The sequence below is a fragment of the Pseudomonas sp. GW822-FHT06B12 genome (assembly GCF_058799675.1).
Genome location: NZ_JBXALR010000014.1, coordinates 100,676 through 117,026 on the forward strand (window position 1 = coordinate 100,676; position 16,351 = coordinate 117,026).

17 protein-coding genes are annotated in these 16,351 nt (G+C 58.9%); 11 read left to right on the forward strand and 6 right to left on the reverse strand.

Features of this window, described 5'->3' with window-relative positions; all coding sequences use genetic code 11:
* Window positions 1-217 precede the first annotated feature (217 nt).
* Together AC1RKH_RS24985 and AC1RKH_RS24990 are read left to right on the forward strand one after the other, a co-directional pair.
* The gene (locus AC1RKH_RS24985; protein WP_123428102.1) at window positions 218-889 is read left to right on the forward strand and encodes a response regulator; all 672 of its coding nucleotides are present in this window, start codon (window positions 218-220) and stop codon (window positions 887-889) included.
* Window positions 882-2,267 carry a sensor histidine kinase gene (locus AC1RKH_RS24990; RefSeq protein ID WP_123428100.1) on the forward strand — a complete coding sequence of 462 codons (1,386 nt, stop codon included), beginning with the start codon at window positions 882-884 and terminating at the stop codon, window positions 2,265-2,267. The genes AC1RKH_RS24985 and AC1RKH_RS24990 overlap by 8 nt, the downstream gene beginning before the upstream one ends.
* 119 nt (window positions 2,268-2,386) lie before the next feature.
* On the opposite strand, the gene AC1RKH_RS24995 is transcribed toward AC1RKH_RS24990, so the two are convergent.
* Entirely contained in the window at window positions 2,387-3,208 is an 822-nt protein-coding gene (locus AC1RKH_RS24995; protein ID WP_493063460.1) for an HDOD domain-containing protein, read from the reverse strand.
* Window positions 3,209-3,244: 36 nt separating this feature from the next.
* Entirely contained in the window at window positions 3,245-4,186 is a 942-nt protein-coding gene (gene ygfZ, locus AC1RKH_RS25000; protein WP_493063461.1) for a CAF17-like 4Fe-4S cluster assembly/insertion protein YgfZ, read from the reverse strand.
* Between the two features lie 149 nt (window positions 4,187-4,335).
* Between ygfZ and AC1RKH_RS25005 the strand changes: the two genes are divergently transcribed.
* Together AC1RKH_RS25005 and AC1RKH_RS25010 are read left to right on the forward strand one after the other, a co-directional pair.
* Window positions 4,336-4,590, forward strand: coding sequence for an FAD assembly factor SdhE (locus AC1RKH_RS25005; RefSeq protein ID WP_007944081.1), 255 nt, complete (start codon window positions 4,336-4,338; stop codon window positions 4,588-4,590).
* Window positions 4,587-5,036 carry a protein YgfX gene (locus AC1RKH_RS25010; RefSeq protein WP_493063462.1) on the forward strand — a complete coding sequence of 150 codons (450 nt, stop codon included), beginning with the start codon at window positions 4,587-4,589 and terminating at the stop codon, window positions 5,034-5,036. Before AC1RKH_RS25005 ends, AC1RKH_RS25010 begins: the two co-directional genes overlap by 4 nt.
* On the opposite strand, the gene nadB is transcribed toward AC1RKH_RS25010, so the two are convergent.
* On the reverse strand, window positions 5,005-6,621 hold the full coding sequence (gene nadB, locus AC1RKH_RS25015) for an L-aspartate oxidase (protein ID WP_123428092.1): 1,617 nt from the start codon (window positions 6,619-6,621) through the stop codon (window positions 5,005-5,007). The two genes, AC1RKH_RS25010 and nadB, sit on opposite strands and share 32 nt — an antisense overlap.
* Before the next feature lie 557 nt (window positions 6,622-7,178).
* Between nadB and rpoE the strand changes: the two genes are divergently transcribed.
* The 4 genes from rpoE to AC1RKH_RS25035 all read left to right on the forward strand — a co-directional run bounded on the left by rpoE (window position 7,179) and on the right by AC1RKH_RS25035 (window position 11,020).
* Window positions 7,179-7,760 (forward strand): RNA polymerase sigma factor RpoE/AlgU, encoded by a 582-nt coding sequence (gene rpoE / locus AC1RKH_RS25020; protein ID WP_019692537.1) that lies wholly within the window; start codon window positions 7,179-7,181, stop codon window positions 7,758-7,760.
* 31 nt (window positions 7,761-7,791) lie between these two features.
* Window positions 7,792-8,379, forward strand: a complete 588-nt coding sequence (locus AC1RKH_RS25025; protein ID WP_493063463.1) for a sigma-E factor negative regulatory protein — start codon at window positions 7,792-7,794, stop codon at window positions 8,377-8,379.
* A gap of 8 nt (window positions 8,380-8,387) precedes the next feature.
* On the forward strand, window positions 8,388-9,344 hold the full coding sequence (locus AC1RKH_RS25030; protein WP_493063464.1) for a MucB/RseB C-terminal domain-containing protein: 957 nt from the start codon (window positions 8,388-8,390) through the stop codon (window positions 9,342-9,344).
* Window positions 9,345-9,592: 248 nt separating this feature from the next.
* The gene (locus tag AC1RKH_RS25035; RefSeq protein ID WP_493063465.1) at window positions 9,593-11,020 is read left to right on the forward strand and encodes a DegQ family serine endoprotease; all 1,428 of its coding nucleotides are present in this window, start codon (window positions 9,593-9,595) and stop codon (window positions 11,018-11,020) included.
* A 64-nt stretch (window positions 11,021-11,084) separates the two neighbouring features.
* On the opposite strand, the gene AC1RKH_RS25040 is transcribed toward AC1RKH_RS25035, so the two are convergent.
* Window positions 11,085-12,518, reverse strand: coding sequence for a M48 family metalloprotease (locus tag AC1RKH_RS25040; protein ID WP_493063466.1), 1,434 nt, complete (start codon window positions 12,516-12,518; stop codon window positions 11,085-11,087).
* A gap of 97 nt (window positions 12,519-12,615) precedes the next feature.
* Between AC1RKH_RS25040 and AC1RKH_RS25045 the strand changes: the two genes are divergently transcribed.
* Window positions 12,616-12,855 carry a sulfurtransferase TusA family protein gene (locus AC1RKH_RS25045; protein ID WP_071551439.1) on the forward strand — a complete coding sequence of 80 codons (240 nt, stop codon included), beginning with the start codon at window positions 12,616-12,618 and terminating at the stop codon, window positions 12,853-12,855.
* A 31-nt stretch (window positions 12,856-12,886) separates the two neighbouring features.
* Window positions 12,887-13,957, forward strand: coding sequence for an AI-2E family transporter (locus AC1RKH_RS25050; RefSeq protein WP_493063467.1), 1,071 nt, complete (start codon window positions 12,887-12,889; stop codon window positions 13,955-13,957).
* 126 nt (window positions 13,958-14,083) lie between these two features.
* On the opposite strand, the gene AC1RKH_RS25055 is transcribed toward AC1RKH_RS25050, so the two are convergent.
* Both AC1RKH_RS25055 and AC1RKH_RS25060 read right to left on the reverse strand, forming a co-directional pair.
* Window positions 14,084-14,557: a peroxiredoxin gene (locus AC1RKH_RS25055; protein WP_401117735.1), complete on the reverse strand. Its 474-nt coding sequence runs from the start codon at window positions 14,555-14,557 to the stop codon at window positions 14,084-14,086.
* 10 nt (window positions 14,558-14,567) lie between these two features.
* Window positions 14,568-15,128, reverse strand: coding sequence for a glycine cleavage system transcriptional repressor (locus AC1RKH_RS25060; RefSeq protein ID WP_123428076.1), 561 nt, complete (start codon window positions 15,126-15,128; stop codon window positions 14,568-14,570).
* Between the two features lie 329 nt (window positions 15,129-15,457).
* Between AC1RKH_RS25060 and dapA the strand changes: the two genes are divergently transcribed.
* On the forward strand, window positions 15,458-16,336 hold the full coding sequence (gene dapA / locus AC1RKH_RS25065) for a 4-hydroxy-tetrahydrodipicolinate synthase (RefSeq protein WP_123428074.1): 879 nt from the start codon (window positions 15,458-15,460) through the stop codon (window positions 16,334-16,336).
* Window positions 16,337-16,351: the final 15 nt, after the last annotated feature.

Here is a 16,351-nt window from a genome sequence, read left to right on the forward strand (position 1 = left end):
ATTGTTCTTATTTAGCGAAAACGCTTCGAGGCGTTTTTCGGTTACAACTCTTCATGGTCACGGCAGCCGAAACGGTCCGTGGCTGGACTCTAACGGGCTAACCTTTCTCCAACCTTTCAGCAGACTTTCACGGTTTTCGGGCTTCACAGCGGCGGATGCGGCTGTAAACTCCGCGCCAAAGAATGGCGTCGACCATCCCCAAATGAGGTAAAAAACCATGCGTGTTCTTCTCGTCGAAGACCATCTGCAGCTGGCCGAAAGTGTCGCCCAAGCGCTCAAGAGCACCGGTCTGACCGTCGATGTGCTGCACGATGGGGTGGCCGCCGACCTGGCCTTGAACAGCGAGGAGTACGCGGTGGCAATCCTCGATGTCGGACTGCCGCGCATGGACGGTTTCGAGGTGCTGGCGCGGTTGCGCAGTCGCGGCAAGAATTTGCCGGTGCTGATGCTGACCGCTCGCAGCGACGTCAAGGATCGGGTTCACGGGCTCAACCTTGGCGCTGACGACTACCTGGCCAAACCCTTTGAGCTGACCGAGCTGGAAGCACGGGTCAAGGCCCTGTTGCGCCGCAGCGTACTCGGCGGCGAACGCCAGCAACGCTGCGGCGTGTTGGTGTATGACCTGGACACTCGGCGCTTCACCCTTGGCGATGATTTGCTGACCCTGACCTCCCGCGAACAAGCGGTGCTTGAAGCGTTGATCGCACGCCCGGGGCGAGTGATGAGCAAGGAGCAACTCGCCTCCCAGGTGTTCGGCCTGGACGAAGAGGCCAGCCCGGACGCCATCGAAATCTATGTCCACCGCTTGCGCAAAAAACTCGACGGCCACGCGGTGGCGATCGTGACCTTCAGGGGGCTCGGTTACCTGCTGGAAGCCCGCGATGCATAAGCCCGGCAGTCTGCGCTGGCGGCTACTGTGGAACCTCGCGTTGTTGCTGGTGGTGTTGATGGTCGCCAGCGGTTTGAGTGCCTACTGGAACGGTCGCGAAGCGGCCGATACGGCGTATGACCGAACCTTGCTGGCCTCGGCGCGAACCATCGCCGCCGGCCTTTCCCAGCGAGATGGTAGCCTCAGCGCCGATGTGCCTTACGTGGCGCTGGACACGTTCGCCTACGACAGCGCGGGGCGGATTTACTACCAGGTCAACGACATCCACCAGCAGCTGATTTCCGGTTACGAAAATCTCCCCGGGCCACCGCCAGGCACACCGCGAACCGACGACTACCCAGCGCTGGCGCGGTTCTATAACGCCATTTACCAAGGGCAGAACGTGAGGGTCGTGAGCCTGCTCAAACCGGTGATCGAGCCGAATATGAACGGTATGGCGGAAATCCGTGTGGCGGAAACCGACGAGGCGCGCGTGCGCATGGCCCGTAGCCTGATGACCGATACCCTTCTGCGTCTGGGCATGCTGGCGGTGGGGGCGTTGCTGTTGGTGTGGTTTGCGGTGAGCGCGGCATTGCGCCCGCTGGAGCGTTTGCGCACGGTGGTGGAAGAGCGGCAATCGGATGACCTTCGGCCTCTGCCGTTGGTGGAAGTGCAGCGCGAATTGTGGCCGCTGGTGCGCGCCCTTAACCACTTTACCGAACGTTTGCGTGGGCAGTTCGAGCGTCAGGCGCAGTTCATCGCCGATGCGGCCCATGAGCTGCGAACGCCGTTGGCGGCACTCAAGGCAAGGCTGGAATTGGGGTTGCGGGCGAGCGAGCCAGAAACCTGGCGAAACACGTTGGAGAGCGCTGCTCAAGGCACTGATCGGCTGACTCATCTGGCTAATCAATTGCTGTCGCTCGCACGTGTCGAGAACGGTGCGCGGGCGATTGCCGAGGGTGGGGCGCAGCTGCTCGATCTGAGTCAATTGGCGCGCGAGTTGGGCATGGCCATGGCGCCGTTGGCCCACGCACGGGGCGTCGCTCTGGCGTTGGAGGCTGACGAGCCTGTGTGGCTGCGCGGCGAGCCAACGCTGTTGAATGAACTGTTGAGCAACCTGGTGGATAACGCTTTGGCCCATACGCCCCCCGGCGGCAACGTGATCTTGCGCGTCAGTGCGCCAGCCGTGCTTGAGGTCGAGGATGATGGGCCGGGAATTCCTCTTGAGGAGCGCGACCGGGTGTTCGAGCGCTTCTACCGGCGTAATCAGCAGGTGGCGGGTTCAGGTCTGGGCCTGGCGATTGTCGGTGAAATCTGTCGCGCCCATCTGGCCCAGATCAGCCTGCATGACGGTGCGCAGCGCGGGCTGAAGGTTCGGGTGAGTTTTATCGCAGGGTAATTTTGTCGTGCCTGTTCTGGCGCTATCGCGAGCAAGCTCGCTCCCACATTGGATCCCCTGTGTGTCGGAAATCCTGTGGGAGCGAGCCTGCTCGCGATGGGGGCGACGCGGTTTTTTGATCAATAAAACATCGATCGTGACTCTTCCAGGTCGCTGCACATCGCCGTGTTCTCTGGATCGATCCCCAGTTTTTTGAACGCCGGCACGCCGAGTACATCGATTCTGGACAGCGGATGATCGGTGTCCTTGTGGCAATACAGGCTGGCAATCTGCACCAGGTCAACATAGTCGACCTGCTCGGACTGACGCTTGAAGTCCAGATACAGCCCCGGCAGTTTCACCAGCATTTCCGGAAACTCCCAGACCTGCAGCAGCTTGTCGCCAAGCAATGGATGGATCTGCTCGATCACATGGTTGAGGCTGACCGGGTCTGACAGCAGCTCGTAGTGGTCTTCGGCGTAGGTCAGAATCGGCAGCACGCCGATCTGATGTACCAACCCGCCAAGGGCCGCCTGATCCGGTTTCAATTGGGTATGGCTGCGACACAGTGCATAGCTCACGCCAGCGATTTCCAGACTCTTGCGCCAGACCTCGCGCATCTTCTGTTCCACCACTTCGGAACGGGCATGGAAAATCTGTTCCATGACCAGGCCGATAGCCAGGTTGCTGCTGTAATTGATGCCCAGTCGAGTGATTGCCGTGTGCAGGTCGGTCACTTCCTGAGCGGCACGCAGCAACGGACTGTTGACCACCTTGATCAATCGCGCCGACAGCGCCGTGTCGCGGCCAATGACTTTGCTCAGGGTCGCGACGCTGATTTCCGGGTCTTCGGCGGCCTTGCGAATCTGCAGGGCCACTTCCGGTAACGTTGGCAGAACCAGGTCATCGTTATCGATGGCCTCAACCAAATCCTGTTGGACCTTATCCGCCAGCTCGCTCATTTAGTTTCTCTAGGGTATTGCAAAAAAATGCTGCAATTAACGCTGGATCTCGCGATCACGATCCAGTTGGTAAGGCAGGTCGAGCAGGTGCAGGGACGGGCCCTCAAGGCTGCCAAGGTGCACGTCGCCACTGTCCGCGGCTTCGGCCTGCAGCACCGCCAGCAGCTCGATGTTCTGCTCGGCGCGAGCGGCGATCACCACTTCACCAATGGAGCTGCCGTGGGTCGGGGAAAACAGTGCGGTGCCGGGCTCGGGCAGTTCGCTGGCATCGAGTTGCAGGCGATACTGCCGACGTTTGAGTTTGCCCAGGTACTGCATGCGCGCGACGATTTCCTGGCCGGTGTAGCAACCTTTCTTGAAGCTGACGCCGCCTACCGCTTGCAGATTGAGCATCTGCGGGATGAACAGCTCGCGGGTCTGCGGCATGACCTGGCCGATGCCGGCGCGGATCTGCCCGAGCAGCCACTGGTTCAGATCACCTTCAGGCAGCAGTGCGGCCAGCGTGTTGCGCAAGGTGTCGGCCTGACCGGCCGCCGCCCAGAGTTCGACGCGATCAGGTGAAACACGAATGGCAATCAGACCACCCGCGCGGGCAACTGCGCCGTCTTCCCGGGGAAGCGTCAGGCCCAGGCCGGACAGGACGGCTTCTGAGTGCTGCAGGCCAAAGCGAACCCAGGCGGCGCTTTCGTCGGTCAACCTGGACTTGGAGAACACCGCGTATTTTTTCAGGTCCGCCAGTTGTGGCTCCAGCAACTCGCTGGCCATCGCCAACAGAACCCCGTCACCTTCAAGCAGGATGCGAAAGCTCGACTGCATGCGGCCTTTTTGGGTGCAGCGCGCACCGAGGCTGGCCTGGGTGTCGCTCAGGTAATTGAGGTTGCAGGTCAATTGTCCCTGAAGGAACTTGCTGGCATCGGAGCCGCGGACGGCGAGCACGCCTTCATGGGACAAGGTGCAGAAAAAAGCAGAATCAGCCATGGGTCATCGCAGGGTAAAGAGTCTGGAGGACATCATAAGGGGGCGCCCTTGAAATGGGTAGTTCACAAAGGATTGATGGTGCCCGACCAAAGCCGACTGTTCGACAGGGATCGGGGCTGTATACTTGCGCTCTATTTGAGGAGCGCTCCATGGTCGAAGATGTTGAACTGAACCGCCTCTACTGGCACAGCCGTCGCGGCATGCTCGAGCTTGACGTGTTGCTCGTGCCGTTTGTCAAAGAGGTCTATCCGCACCTCAACGATGTCGATCGCGACTGCTACCGCAAGCTGCTTGAATGCGAAGATCAGGACATGTTCGGCTGGTTCATGGAACGCGCCGAATCGGAAGACCCTGAGCTGCAGCGCATGGTTCGCATGATTCTGGACCGTGTCCAACCCAAGTGAGACAGGACACCCAGTTTGAGTGCCGCTGGCATGCCTCACGGCAATTGCTGGCGGCCTATCTTCTCGCCCAGCTGTTCGCGCTGGGTTCGCTGTTTCTGCTCTCTATACCGGTATGGGCCAGTGTGCTCGGCGTTGCGCTGTGCGTGGCTCACGGTATCTGGATGCTGCCGCGACAGATTCTGCTGACACACCCGCAGGCATTCCGCGGCTTGCGTCGGGACGCCGATGGTTGGCAGTTGTGGAATCAGCTGTCGGGTTGGCAAACAGTGCAATTACGTCCGGACAGCCTGGCGCTACCGTTGGTCGTCGTGTTGCGTTTTCGTTTGCGCGGCGAGCGGCGGGTACGGGCAATCTGCGTGCCGCGCGATGCGCAGGCGGCGGAGGTTCACCGACGCCTGCGGGTCCGGCTCAAGTTCAGTCGGCGTAGGTGGGCGGCACCAGAATAGTGTCCAGCGCCTCTGGCAGCATGTTCGGGTAATCGAGTGTGTAATGCAGGCCGCGGCTTTCCTTGCGCTCCATGGCTGAGCGAATCATCAGCTCGGCCACCTGAGCCAGGTTACGCAGTTCGATCAAATCCCGGCTGACCTTGTAGTTGCTGTAGAACTCGTCGATCTCGTCCAGCAGCAGGCGCACACGATGCTGAGCGCGTTGCAGGCGCTTGTTGGTGCGCACGATGCCCACGTAGTCCCACATGAACCGCCGAAGTTCATCCCAGTTGTGCGCAATGATCACGTCTTCATCGGAATCGGTAACCTGGCTGGCGTCCCAGGCGGGCAGGGCGCTCGGAATCGCGACGTGCGGCAGTTGTTCAAGAATGTCTGCCGCCGCCGAGCGGGCATAGACGAAACACTCCAGCAGCGAGTTGCTGGCCATGCGGTTGGCACCATGCAGGCCGGTGAAACTGGTTTCGCCAATCGCATACAGGCCTGGCACATCGGTGCGACCGTGTTGGTCGACCATCACGCCACCGCAGGTGTAATGCGCGGCCGGAACCACCGGGATCGGCTGCTTGGTGATGTCGATGGAGAATTCCAGGCAGCGTTCGTACATCGTCGGGAAGTGCGACTTGATGAAGGCTGCAGGCTTGTGGCTGATGTCCAGGTACACGCAGTCGATACCCAGGCGCTTCATTTCATGGTCGATGGCCCGGGCGACGATGTCTCGTGGCGCCAGCTCGGCACGCGGGTCAAAGCGCTGCATGAAGCGTTCGCCGTTCGGCAGCTTCAAATGTGCGCCTTCACCGCGCAGGGCTTCGGTAATCAGGAAGCTTTTGGCTTGCGGGTGGTAGAGGCACGTAGGGTGGAACTGGTTGAACTCCAGATTCGCCACCCGGCAGCCCGAACGCCAGGCCATGGCAATGCCATCGCCGCAAGCGCCGTCGGGGTTGCTGGTGTAGAGATAAACTTTCGCGGCACCGCCGGAGGCGAGGATCACGAAGCGCGCGCCGTAGGTATCGACTTCGCCGGTGCCGCGATTGAGCACGTAGGCGCCAAGGCAGCGATCACCTTCCAGGCCCAGGCGCTTTTCGGTAATCAGATCAACGGCGACCCGTTGCTCCAGCAACTCGATGTTCGGCCGTTGCCGCGCTTGATCAAGCAAAGTATTGAAAATCGCAGCGCCGGTGGCATCAGCGGCATGAATAATGCGCCGATGGCTGTGACCGCCTTCGCGGGTCAGGTGAAACTCGAAGCCGCCGTCTTCAGTGCCGGACTGTTCGTCACGGGTGAACGGCACGCCCTGATCGATCAGCCATTGAATGGCTTCGCGGCTGTGCTCGACGGTAAAGCGCACGGCGTCTTCGTGGCACAGGCCACCACCAGCGTTGAGGGTGTCATCGACATGGGATTCAACGGTATCGGTGTCATCCAGCACGGCTGCGACACCGCCCTGAGCCCAGTAGGTCGAACCGTTGGCGAGATTGCCTTTGCTCAGTACGGCAATGCGCAAATGATCGGGCAGGGTCAGTGCCAGACTCAAACCGGCAGCGCCGCTGCCAATCACCAGAACATCGTGTTGAAACTGTTGGCTCATTTCAGGATTCCGCTCAAAGCGACCCGGGTCGGGGTTGGCGCAAGACACCTGAATCGGCGAGTCGAGACAGCCACACAGCGCACTAGTATATAGAGGGGTGGATCGGCACAATAGTCGGGCCTACGTGGCAATGTGAAACTACTGTGACGAAAAAGGTATGGGGCTATGTCGGACAATTTACCCATTGGGTCGACGATAAGGCAACCTGATCGCCGATGAAGCCCCGTTTTTCGCCGCGCGGTCATACATTATTCGTTTTGCACGGCTATAAAGATTGGGAACTTTGCCAAGCGCCAAGGCTCAATAGAAGGTTGCCTGGAACAAGGGACAGCGTCGGCTTCACGCAGGATTTGTGTTTTGGTCATTGCGGGTGGATTCGACGAAAAGATTATTCGCGTAGCCGGCCCAGCCCGTGCTGCGTCTTTCGTGTGTGCCAAATCAGAGCACGCAGGAAACTTGCTTGGAGGGGGAGAACTTTTGCGAAAAGCCCGAGTCTATGTTTGCAAGCCTGATCGATTAGTTATGCAAGCCTCCTCCGAGCTCATCGAGGAGTGTTCATGCTAACCCAGGAAGAGGATCAGCAACTGGTCGAGCGCGTTCAACGCGGCGACAAGCGTGCTTTCGATCTGCTAGTGCTGAAATACCAGCACAAAATTCTCGGGTTGATCGTGCGTTTTGTGCACGACACCCATGAAGCCCAGGATGTCGCACAAGAAGCCTTTATCAAGGCCTACCGTGCACTTGGAAATTTTCGCGGCGACAGCGCGTTTTATACGTGGCTTTACCGCATCGCCATTAATACGGCGAAAAACTATCTGGTTTCACGCGGCCGCCGGCCGCCGGATAGCGATGTGAGTTCTGAAGATGCGGAGTTCTATGATGGCGATCATGGCCTCAAGGATCTCGAGTCACCGGAGCGTGCATTGCTGCGTGATGAGATCGAAGGCACCGTCCATCGAACCATCCAGCAACTGCCAGAAGATTTGCGTACGGCTTTAACTTTACGTGAATTCGATGGTCTGAGTTACGAGGACATTGCGAGCGTCATGCAGTGTCCGGTGGGTACCGTGCGCTCCCGGATTTTCCGCGCTCGGGAAGCCATCGATAAAGCCCTGCAGCCGTTGTTGCAGGAAAGCTGAGACAGCGGCGACAGCCAAGAGAGGAACCGCCATGAGTCGTGAAGCCCTGCAGGAATCGCTGTCCGCAGTGATGGATAACGAAGCGGACGAACTGGAGTTGCGTCGGGTATTAAATGCCTTTGACGATGTTGAAACCCGCGAGACCTGGGCCCGTTACCAAGTCGCTCGGGCAGTCATGCACAAGGACCTGCTGATCCCGCGTCTGGATATTGCTTCGGCCGTTTCTGCCGCCCTGGCTGACGAAGCCGTACCGGCAAAGGCCACTCGTGGTCCATGGCGTAGCGTGGGTCGTCTGGCGGTGGCCGCATCGGTGACCCTTGCTGTTCTGGCTGGCGTGCGTCTGTACAACCAGGATGAGATCGCCGGTGTCGAATTGGCCCAGCATTCCACTCAACCGGGTCTGGCCGTTCCTCAAGTAAAAGGTCCAGCCGTTTTGGCAGGCTACAATGAGAGTTCGCAAGCCACTGGTCCTATGGCCAACGGCGTATTGCAAGGTCAGCCAGGCTGGCACGATCAGCGTTTGCCAGGCTACTTGCGCCAACATGCTCAACAAGCTGCACTGAAAGGCACTGAAAGCGCTCTGCCTTATGCTCGTGCGGCAAGCTTGGAAAACCGTTAAGGAGGATCATGCGCGCCATACCTCTACTTACGCTGCTGCTCACTGGCTGGTTTGTTGTACCAGCCTATGCCGATGAGGCTCAGGACTGGTTGATCCGTCTGAGTCAGGCCGAACAACAGCAAAGCTTCCAAGGTACTTTCGTCTACGAGCGTAACGGTAGTTTTTCTACCCACAACATCTGGCATCGCGTCCAGGATGGCAAAGTCCGCGAGCGTTTGCTTCAGCTCGACGGTTCTGCTCAGGAAGTCGTGCGCATTGATGGGCATACTCAATGCGTCAGCGGCAACCTGGTGGCGGGGCTGGGGGATACTCCCGACTCTTCTGCTCGTGCACTGGATCCACAAAAGCTCAAGAATTGGTACGACCTTGCCGTCATCGGCAAGTCGCGCGTGGCTGGACGCCCGGCGGTGATAGTTTCACTGACGCCGCGTGATCAGCATCGTTATGGTTTTGAATTGCACCTGGACCGCGAAACCGGTCTGCCGTTGAAGTCATTGCTGTTGAATGACAAGGGGCAGTTGCTGGAGCGCTTCCAGTTTACCCGGTTGGATACTGACGCACCGGCTGAGCGTGATCTGCAAGCGAGTTCCGAATGCAAGGCTGTGGCGCTCGACAGCGACAAGGCATCAGCGGTGAAAGCCGCTCAGGTATGGCATTCCGACTGGTTGCCACCGGGCTTTGAGCTCAGCAGCAGTGGTGCGCACAAGGATCCGAATACCAAAGTCCAGGTCAGCAGTCTGATGTATGACGATGGTCTGGCGCGTTTTTCGGTATTCCTGGAGCCGCTCAATGGCGCAGTGGTTACCGATACACGTACTCAGTTAGGCCCGACCGTCGCGGTCTCACGGCGTTTGACGACGCCGGATGGCGAGATGATGGTCACCGTAGTCGGTGAAATTCCGATTGGTACCGCTGAGCGGATTGCGCTCTCTATGCGTACCGATGCCACCGCGGCCAAACAGTGAGTTGATTCAGTGATGCTCATCGAGCGGCGAGTAGATTGTGAAAGAGGTCAGCAATTGCCCATCCCACAATTGAGATCTCGAAATGTTTGGTGAGCATTTCTATTTGCAAAATCCCCAAAAATTTTCTATAGGTCAGAGCCCCACGGCTCTGGCCTTGTTTGTTGTTCCCGGAACAAAAGTACCGGTGTATGTTCCCCGGTATTCCTTGCTCCATATCGCTTAACCATGCTCGTCGTAACGGGAGCCGTATGTCGATACCACGTTTGAAATCCTACCTCTCCATTTTTGCCGCTGTATTAGTGTTCGGTCAGGCGGCCAGTGTCCTGGCGGCCGATCTGCCTGACTTCACGCAACTGGTCGAGCAAGCCTCGCCTGCGGTAGTGAACATCAGTACCACGCAGAAATTGCCGGACCGCAAGGTCTCCAGTCAGGACATGCCGGACCTGGAAGGCTTGCCGCCGGCGTTGCGTGAGTTTCTCGAGCGTGGCATGCCACCACAGCAGCGAGCACCTCGTGGTCGCCAGCGTGAAGCGCAATCCCTGGGTTCAGGTTTCATCATCTCGCCTGATGGCTACATCCTGACCAACAACCATGTGATCGCCGATGCCGATGAAATCATCGTGCGTCTTGCTGATCGCAGTGAGCTGAAAGCCAAGTTGGTTGGCACTGACCCACGTTCCGATGTGGCGTTGCTGAAGGTCGAGGGCAAAGATCTGCCCGTGCTCAAACTGGGCAAATCCCAGGACCTGAAAGCCGGACAATGGGTTGTCGCCATCGGTTCGCCATTTGGTTTTGACCATACTGTGACCCAAGGCATTGTCAGCGCCATTGGTCGTAGCCTGCCGAACGAAAACTATGTGCCGTTCATCCAGACCGACGTGCCGATCAACCCGGGTAACTCCGGTGGTCCGCTGTTCAACCTGGCGGGTGAAGTGGTGGGGATCAACTCACAGATCTACACTCGTTCCGGTGGTTTCATGGGTGTGTCGTTCGCGATCCCGATCGATGTCGCCATGGATGTTTCCAATCAGCTGAAAAGCGGTGGCAAAGTCAGCCGTGGCTGGTTGGGCGTGGTCATTCAGGAAGTGAGCAAGGATCTGGCTGAGTCCTTCGGTCTGGAAAAACCGGCCGGTGCGCTGGTGGCTCAGATTCAGGACGGTGGCCCGGCCGCGAAAGGTGGTTTGCAGGTCGGTGACGTGATCCTGAACATGAACGGTCAACCGATCATCATGTCAGCGGATCTGCCGCATCTGGTTGGCGCGCTCAAGGCCGGTGCCAAGGCCAATCTTGAAGTGATTCGTGACGGCAAGCATAAAAACGTCGAGTTGACGGTTGGCGCGATTCCGGAAGAAGGCAAGGAGCTCGATACCCTGGCCAAGTCCGGTGTCGAGCGCAGCAGCAATCGGCTGGGTGTAGCCGTGGCCGAGCTGAGCGATGAGCAGAAGAAAGCCTTCGACCTCAAGGGTGGTGTGGTGATCAAGGAAGTGCAGGACGGTCCTGCTGCCCTGATCGGTCTGCAGCCAGGCGACGTGATTACTCACTTGAACAATCAAGCGATTGGTTCGACCAAGGAATTCACGGAAATCGCCAAGGCACTGCCGAAGAATCGCTCGGTGTCGATGCGGGTCTTGCGTCAAGGCCGTGCCAGCTTCATTACCTTCAAACTGGCCGAGTAAACCGGTTAGTCGCCGAATAAAAAAACGCCTCGAAAGAGGCGTTTTTTTATGGGGCAAAGAAATGTCAGCCCATCATGTCCTTGATCAAGCGCTCTTGCTCCATCAGCTCCCGTTGACGCGCGTCGATGCGTGACGACAGTGGGAAGTTGGTGCCGGCGCGGCGTTTGGCGAAGTCCAGCTGCTGGATCGCCTGACGATAGTCGCCGATCAGCGCGAAGTACTCGGCGCGGGCCTGATGCAGGCCAATGATGTTGCCGGACAGGCCGCGAGTCTCGGCCACCATGTACCAGACGTCCGGATCGTTCGGACGGCTCTTGAGCAAGGCTTCAAGGGCTTTCTCGGCGTCAGCCGGGCGGTTCTGCTTGATCAGCAAGTCGACCCGCACCTGATTCAGCGGATAGTTGCGCGGGTACTGCACGAGCATCCGGTCGACCCGCGTCTGTGCATCCGGCAGGCGATTGTTGGCGATGTCCAGATCGACTTGCGCCAGGTTGTAGATGATTTCGTCAGGCGACTTGGCCAGCAACGGCTTGAGGTTCTCGCGGGCGTCGTTGAACAGGCTGCCCTTGATCTGGGCGATTGCCAGACCATAACGAGCTACGTCGTTTTTCGGGTTTTCATCGAGTTGGATGCGAAAGCGCTTAGCGGCAAGACCTGGACTGTCTTCGTAGAACAACTGGACGCGCGCGCGAATCAATTGATACGTCAGGCTGTCTTCCTTGCCGCCCGGCTTGAACTGCTCGGCACGGTTGCGGGTGTCGGCGATCCGCGATTCGGTGACCGGGTGAGTCAGCAGGAATTCCGGCGGTTTGGAGGCGAAGCGGTACTGGCGCATCAGACGTTCGAACATGGTCGGCATCGAGCGCGGGTCGTAACCGGCTTTCTCGAGGTTGAGCATACCGATACGGTCGGCCTCCTGCTCCTTCTCCCGGGAGAATCGTAATTGCTCCTGAATGGCCGCTGCCTGGGTACTGGCGATGGCGGCGATACCGGCGTCTCCGGCGCCAGCCGCTGCCACGATGATCCCGCCGAGCAGAGCGGCCATCATCGGGATTTGCATGCGTTTCGAAGCTTCGATGCCGCGAGCAAAGTGGCGTTGCGACACGTGAGCCAGTTCGTGGGCGAGTACCGAGGCGTATTCGCCTTCGGTCTGGGCATTCAGAAACAGGCCGCCGTTGACCCCGACAATCCCGCCAGGTGCGGCGAAGGCGTTGAGTTGCGGGCTGTTGATCAGAATGAACTCCAGGCGCCGGTCGTTGAGCTGGCTGGTTTCCACCAGTTTGTAGACACTGGTTTCGACGTAATCCTTGAGCTGTGGGTCGTTGAGCTGTAACACCTGGCTGCGCAGCATCGCCAGCCATGCGCGACCCAACTGGTATTCCTGCTGTGGCGATACGATGGCAGAACTGGCATCGCCAAGTGACGGCAGGTCGTCGGCGAAGCCCGGTGAGGCTAGCAGGCAAGCAAGCGTCAGCAGGGTGGGGCGCAGAAAAGTCATGCACAAAGCCTTAGTCGACAAAGACCTTACTGTAGCCGGACACATGCGTTGCGACCAGATATTCTAGACCACTCAACCACCTATCCGGAGCGAAACAATGACCGACGCTGTAGAGCATGACGCCGAACTGGACGCCAGCGGGTTGAACTGTCCGTTGCCGTTGCTCAAGGCCAAGCTGGAACTCAATCGCCTGGCCAGCGGCGCGGTACTCAAGGTCATCGCCACTGATGCGGGTTCGCAGCGCGATTTCCGCACCTTTGCCCGTTTGGCCGGTCATACGCTGCTGCGTGAAGAAGACGAGGCTGGCGTTTATCGCTACTGGCTGAAAAAAGCCTGAATTTTGCGGCGTCCACTGTTAAGGAGTATTGATGTTCAAAGTGTTACGCGACTGGATTCAGCGCTACTTCTCCGATGAGGAGGCCGTGGTGCTGGCCGTCCTGCTCTTCCTGGCCTTCACCGCGGTCCTGACGCTGGGCGGAATGCTCGCGCCGGTGCTGGCGGGGATGGTGCTGGCGTATTTGATGCAGGGCCTGGTCATCACCCTGGAACGCCTGCACCTGCCGGGTGGTGCGGCGGTCGGACTGGTGTTCGCGTTGTTCATGGGCGTGTTGCTGGTGTTTTTGGTCGTGGTGCTGCCGTTGCTTTGGCATCAACTGATTACCTTGTTCAACGAACTGCCGGGCATGCTCGCCAAATGGCAGTCGTTGCTGTTGTTGCTGCCGGAGCGTTACCCGCATCTGGTGTCTGATGAGCAGGTGCTGCAAGCCATTGAAGTGGCGCGCGGCGAGATCGGCAAGTTTGGTCAATGGGCGTTGACGTTCTCGCTGTCCAGCCTGCCGCTGCTGGTGAACATCATGATCTATCTGGTGCTGGTGCCGATCCTGGTGTTCTTCTTCCTCAAGGACCGGGCGATGATCGGGCAGTGGGTCCGAGGGTATCTCCCGCGTGAGCGTGCACTGATCACCCGCGTTGCCGAAGAAATGAACCGGCAGATCGCCAATTACATTCGCGGCAAGGTCATGGAAATGGTCATTTGCGGTGGAGTGACCTACATCGGCTTCGTTGCCTTGGGGCTCAACTACGCCGCACTGCTGGCGTTGTTGGTCGGCGTTTCGGTGGTGGTGCCGTATGTCGGGGCGGTGGTGGTGACCGTGCCGGTGCTGCTGATCGCCTTGTTTCAATGGGGCTGGAGCGACCAATTCATCTACCTGATGACAGTCTACGGAATCATTCAGGTGCTGGATGGCAACGTACTGGTGCCACTGCTGTTTTCGGGGGCGGTCAATCTGCACCCGGTAGCGATCATCTGCGCAGTGTTGCTGTTTGGCGGGCTCTGGGGGTTCTGGGGCGTGTTTTTCGCGATTCCGTTGGCCACCCTGTTCAAGGCGGTGCTGGATGCCTGGCCGCGCAAGGAACCGATTGTCGCGCCACTGTTGTAGCGATCGAATTTTAGATGTGTGTTGGCGGACCGGCCTCATCGCGAGCAGGCTCGCTCCCACAGGATTTGCGCAAACTTTGTGGGAGCGAGCCTGCTCGCGATGAGGTCCGGACAGGCGCCGAAATAATCAGGCCTTGTTCAGCGTTTGGGCAGCAGCCAATACCGCATCAACGTGCCCTGGCACTTTCACACCACGCCATTCCTGACGCAGCACGCCATTCTTGTCGATCAGGAAGGTGCTGCGATCAACGCCCATGTATTCCTTGCCATAGAGTTTTTTCAGCTTGATCACGTCGAACAGCTGGCAGATGGCTTCGTCCTTGTCGCTGATCAGCTCGAACGGAAACTCTTGTTTGCACTTGAAGTTCTCGTGGGACTTCAGGCTGTCGCGCGACACGCCGAACACTTCGGTGTTGGCCGCCGTGAACTGCGCATATTGATCGCGAAAGCCCTGGCCTTCGGTGGTGCAACCCGGCGTGCTGTCCTTTGGATAGAAATAGATCACCACTTGCTTGCCCTTGAGGGCGGCGAGGCTGACGGTCTGCCCGCTGGTGGCAGGCGCTTCGAAGTCGGCGACAGGTTGGTCGATAGCAACGGCCATGGGAGTTTCCTTACATTGGGTTCTGTGGGCGCCACGGCTCGATCAGCGCATCCAGGTTCAGTGCATCGGCGAAATCCAGGAACTGATCGCGTAACCAGCTGATTTGCACGCCGGCCGGCAAGGTCACGGTAAAGGTGGCGTTGAGCATGGTGCCGCCGGTCTGTGGGGCCTGATAGGTGTCGCAGGTCAGGTTTTCCAGCTCAACGTTGTGGTCGATGAAGAACTGGCACAGCTCATTGACGATGTCAGAGCGGTAGGCCGAGCTGACGTAGGCCACATACGGCAAGGCTTGCGGACGGTTCTCCAGCGCGGCACTGCGTACCACATTGACCGTAAAAGCGTGCTTTTTGGCCAAGGTCGGCAAGCCCGCTTCCAGGCGCGCCAGGGCGTCCCAGGTACCGGAGATCTGCAGCACCAGCGCACTGCATTCGCCGTGGCGAGTCAGGCGGGAGGTGACCACGGCGCAGCGATTTTCATGGCTGGCGCGGCACAGGACGTTAGTCAGCTCCATGGGGTTGGCGCCGAGGGCACTGATGACAAGGAATTGTTCGCGAACTGTGGGGGTGGACATGCAGCATTCCTAAAGCGATGAGCGGTCGGTACTTACCAGGGGTCGATTCGTCGGGTTGGGCGTCCGGATGCGAAATCAAAAAGCCCGAGCCAGATGGTTGCAACGAGCTCCAGTGAGGCGAGATCGGGTAGGCGGCAACGCAGGATCAGGGCTTGTGAGGCCGAAAATGGAGGCTGGAACCCGGCGGACGAGCCTGTCGGTACTGATCAAAGTCTGAAGGGTAGCGAAAACCGGCGCCTAGGGGAATGGCGTGAGCGCAGTACTTCGCTTGTACAAGCATCTTGGCGCCAGTACCATTACCGCTCTCTTTTTCCGGCAGGAGCGGTTGCATGATTGCGGGCAGTATGGTGGCACTGGTCACTCCCATGGATGCACAGGGTCGTCTCGACTGGGACAGCCTGAGCAAACTGGTGGACTTTCACCTGCAAAACGGCACCCACGCCATTGTGGCGGTCGGCACCACAGGTGAGTCGGCCACCCTTGACGTGAACGAACACATCGAAGTGATTCGTCGCGTGGTCAAGCAGGTCAATGGTCGCATCCCGGTAATTGCCGGCACTGGCGCCAATTCGACGCGCGAAGCGATCGAACTGACCACCAACGCGAAGACTGCCGGCGCCGATGCGTGCCTGCTGGTAACGCCGTACTACAACAAGCCGACGCAAGAAGGCCTGTACCTGCACTTCAAGACCATCGCCGAAGCTGTCGACATCCCGCAGATCCTTTACAACGTGCCGGGTCGTACCGCTTGCGACATGCAGGCCGAGACGGTCATCCGCCTGTCGACCGTGAAGAACATCATCGGTATCAAGGAAGCCACGGGCGATCTTTCGCGCGCCAAGGCCATCCTCGACGGCGTGAGCAAGGACTTCCTGGTGATTTCCGGTGACGATGCCACCGCGGTCGAACTGATCCTGCTCGGCGGCAAAGGCAACATCTCGGTCACCGCCAACGTTGCGCCGCGTGACATGGCCGACCTGTGCATCGCCGCCCTGAATGGCGACGCGGTAAAAGCCCGGGCTATTCACGAAAAGCTGATGCCGCTCAATAAAACCCTGTTTATCGAATCCAACCCTATCCCCGTGAAATGGGCGCTGCATGAAATGGGCTTGATGCCGGACGGTATCCGTCTGCCGCTCACCTGGCTCAGCGAAGCCTGTCACGAACCGCTGCGGCAGGCCATGCGCCAGTCCGGCGTATTGGTTTAATTGAGGAAGTACAAC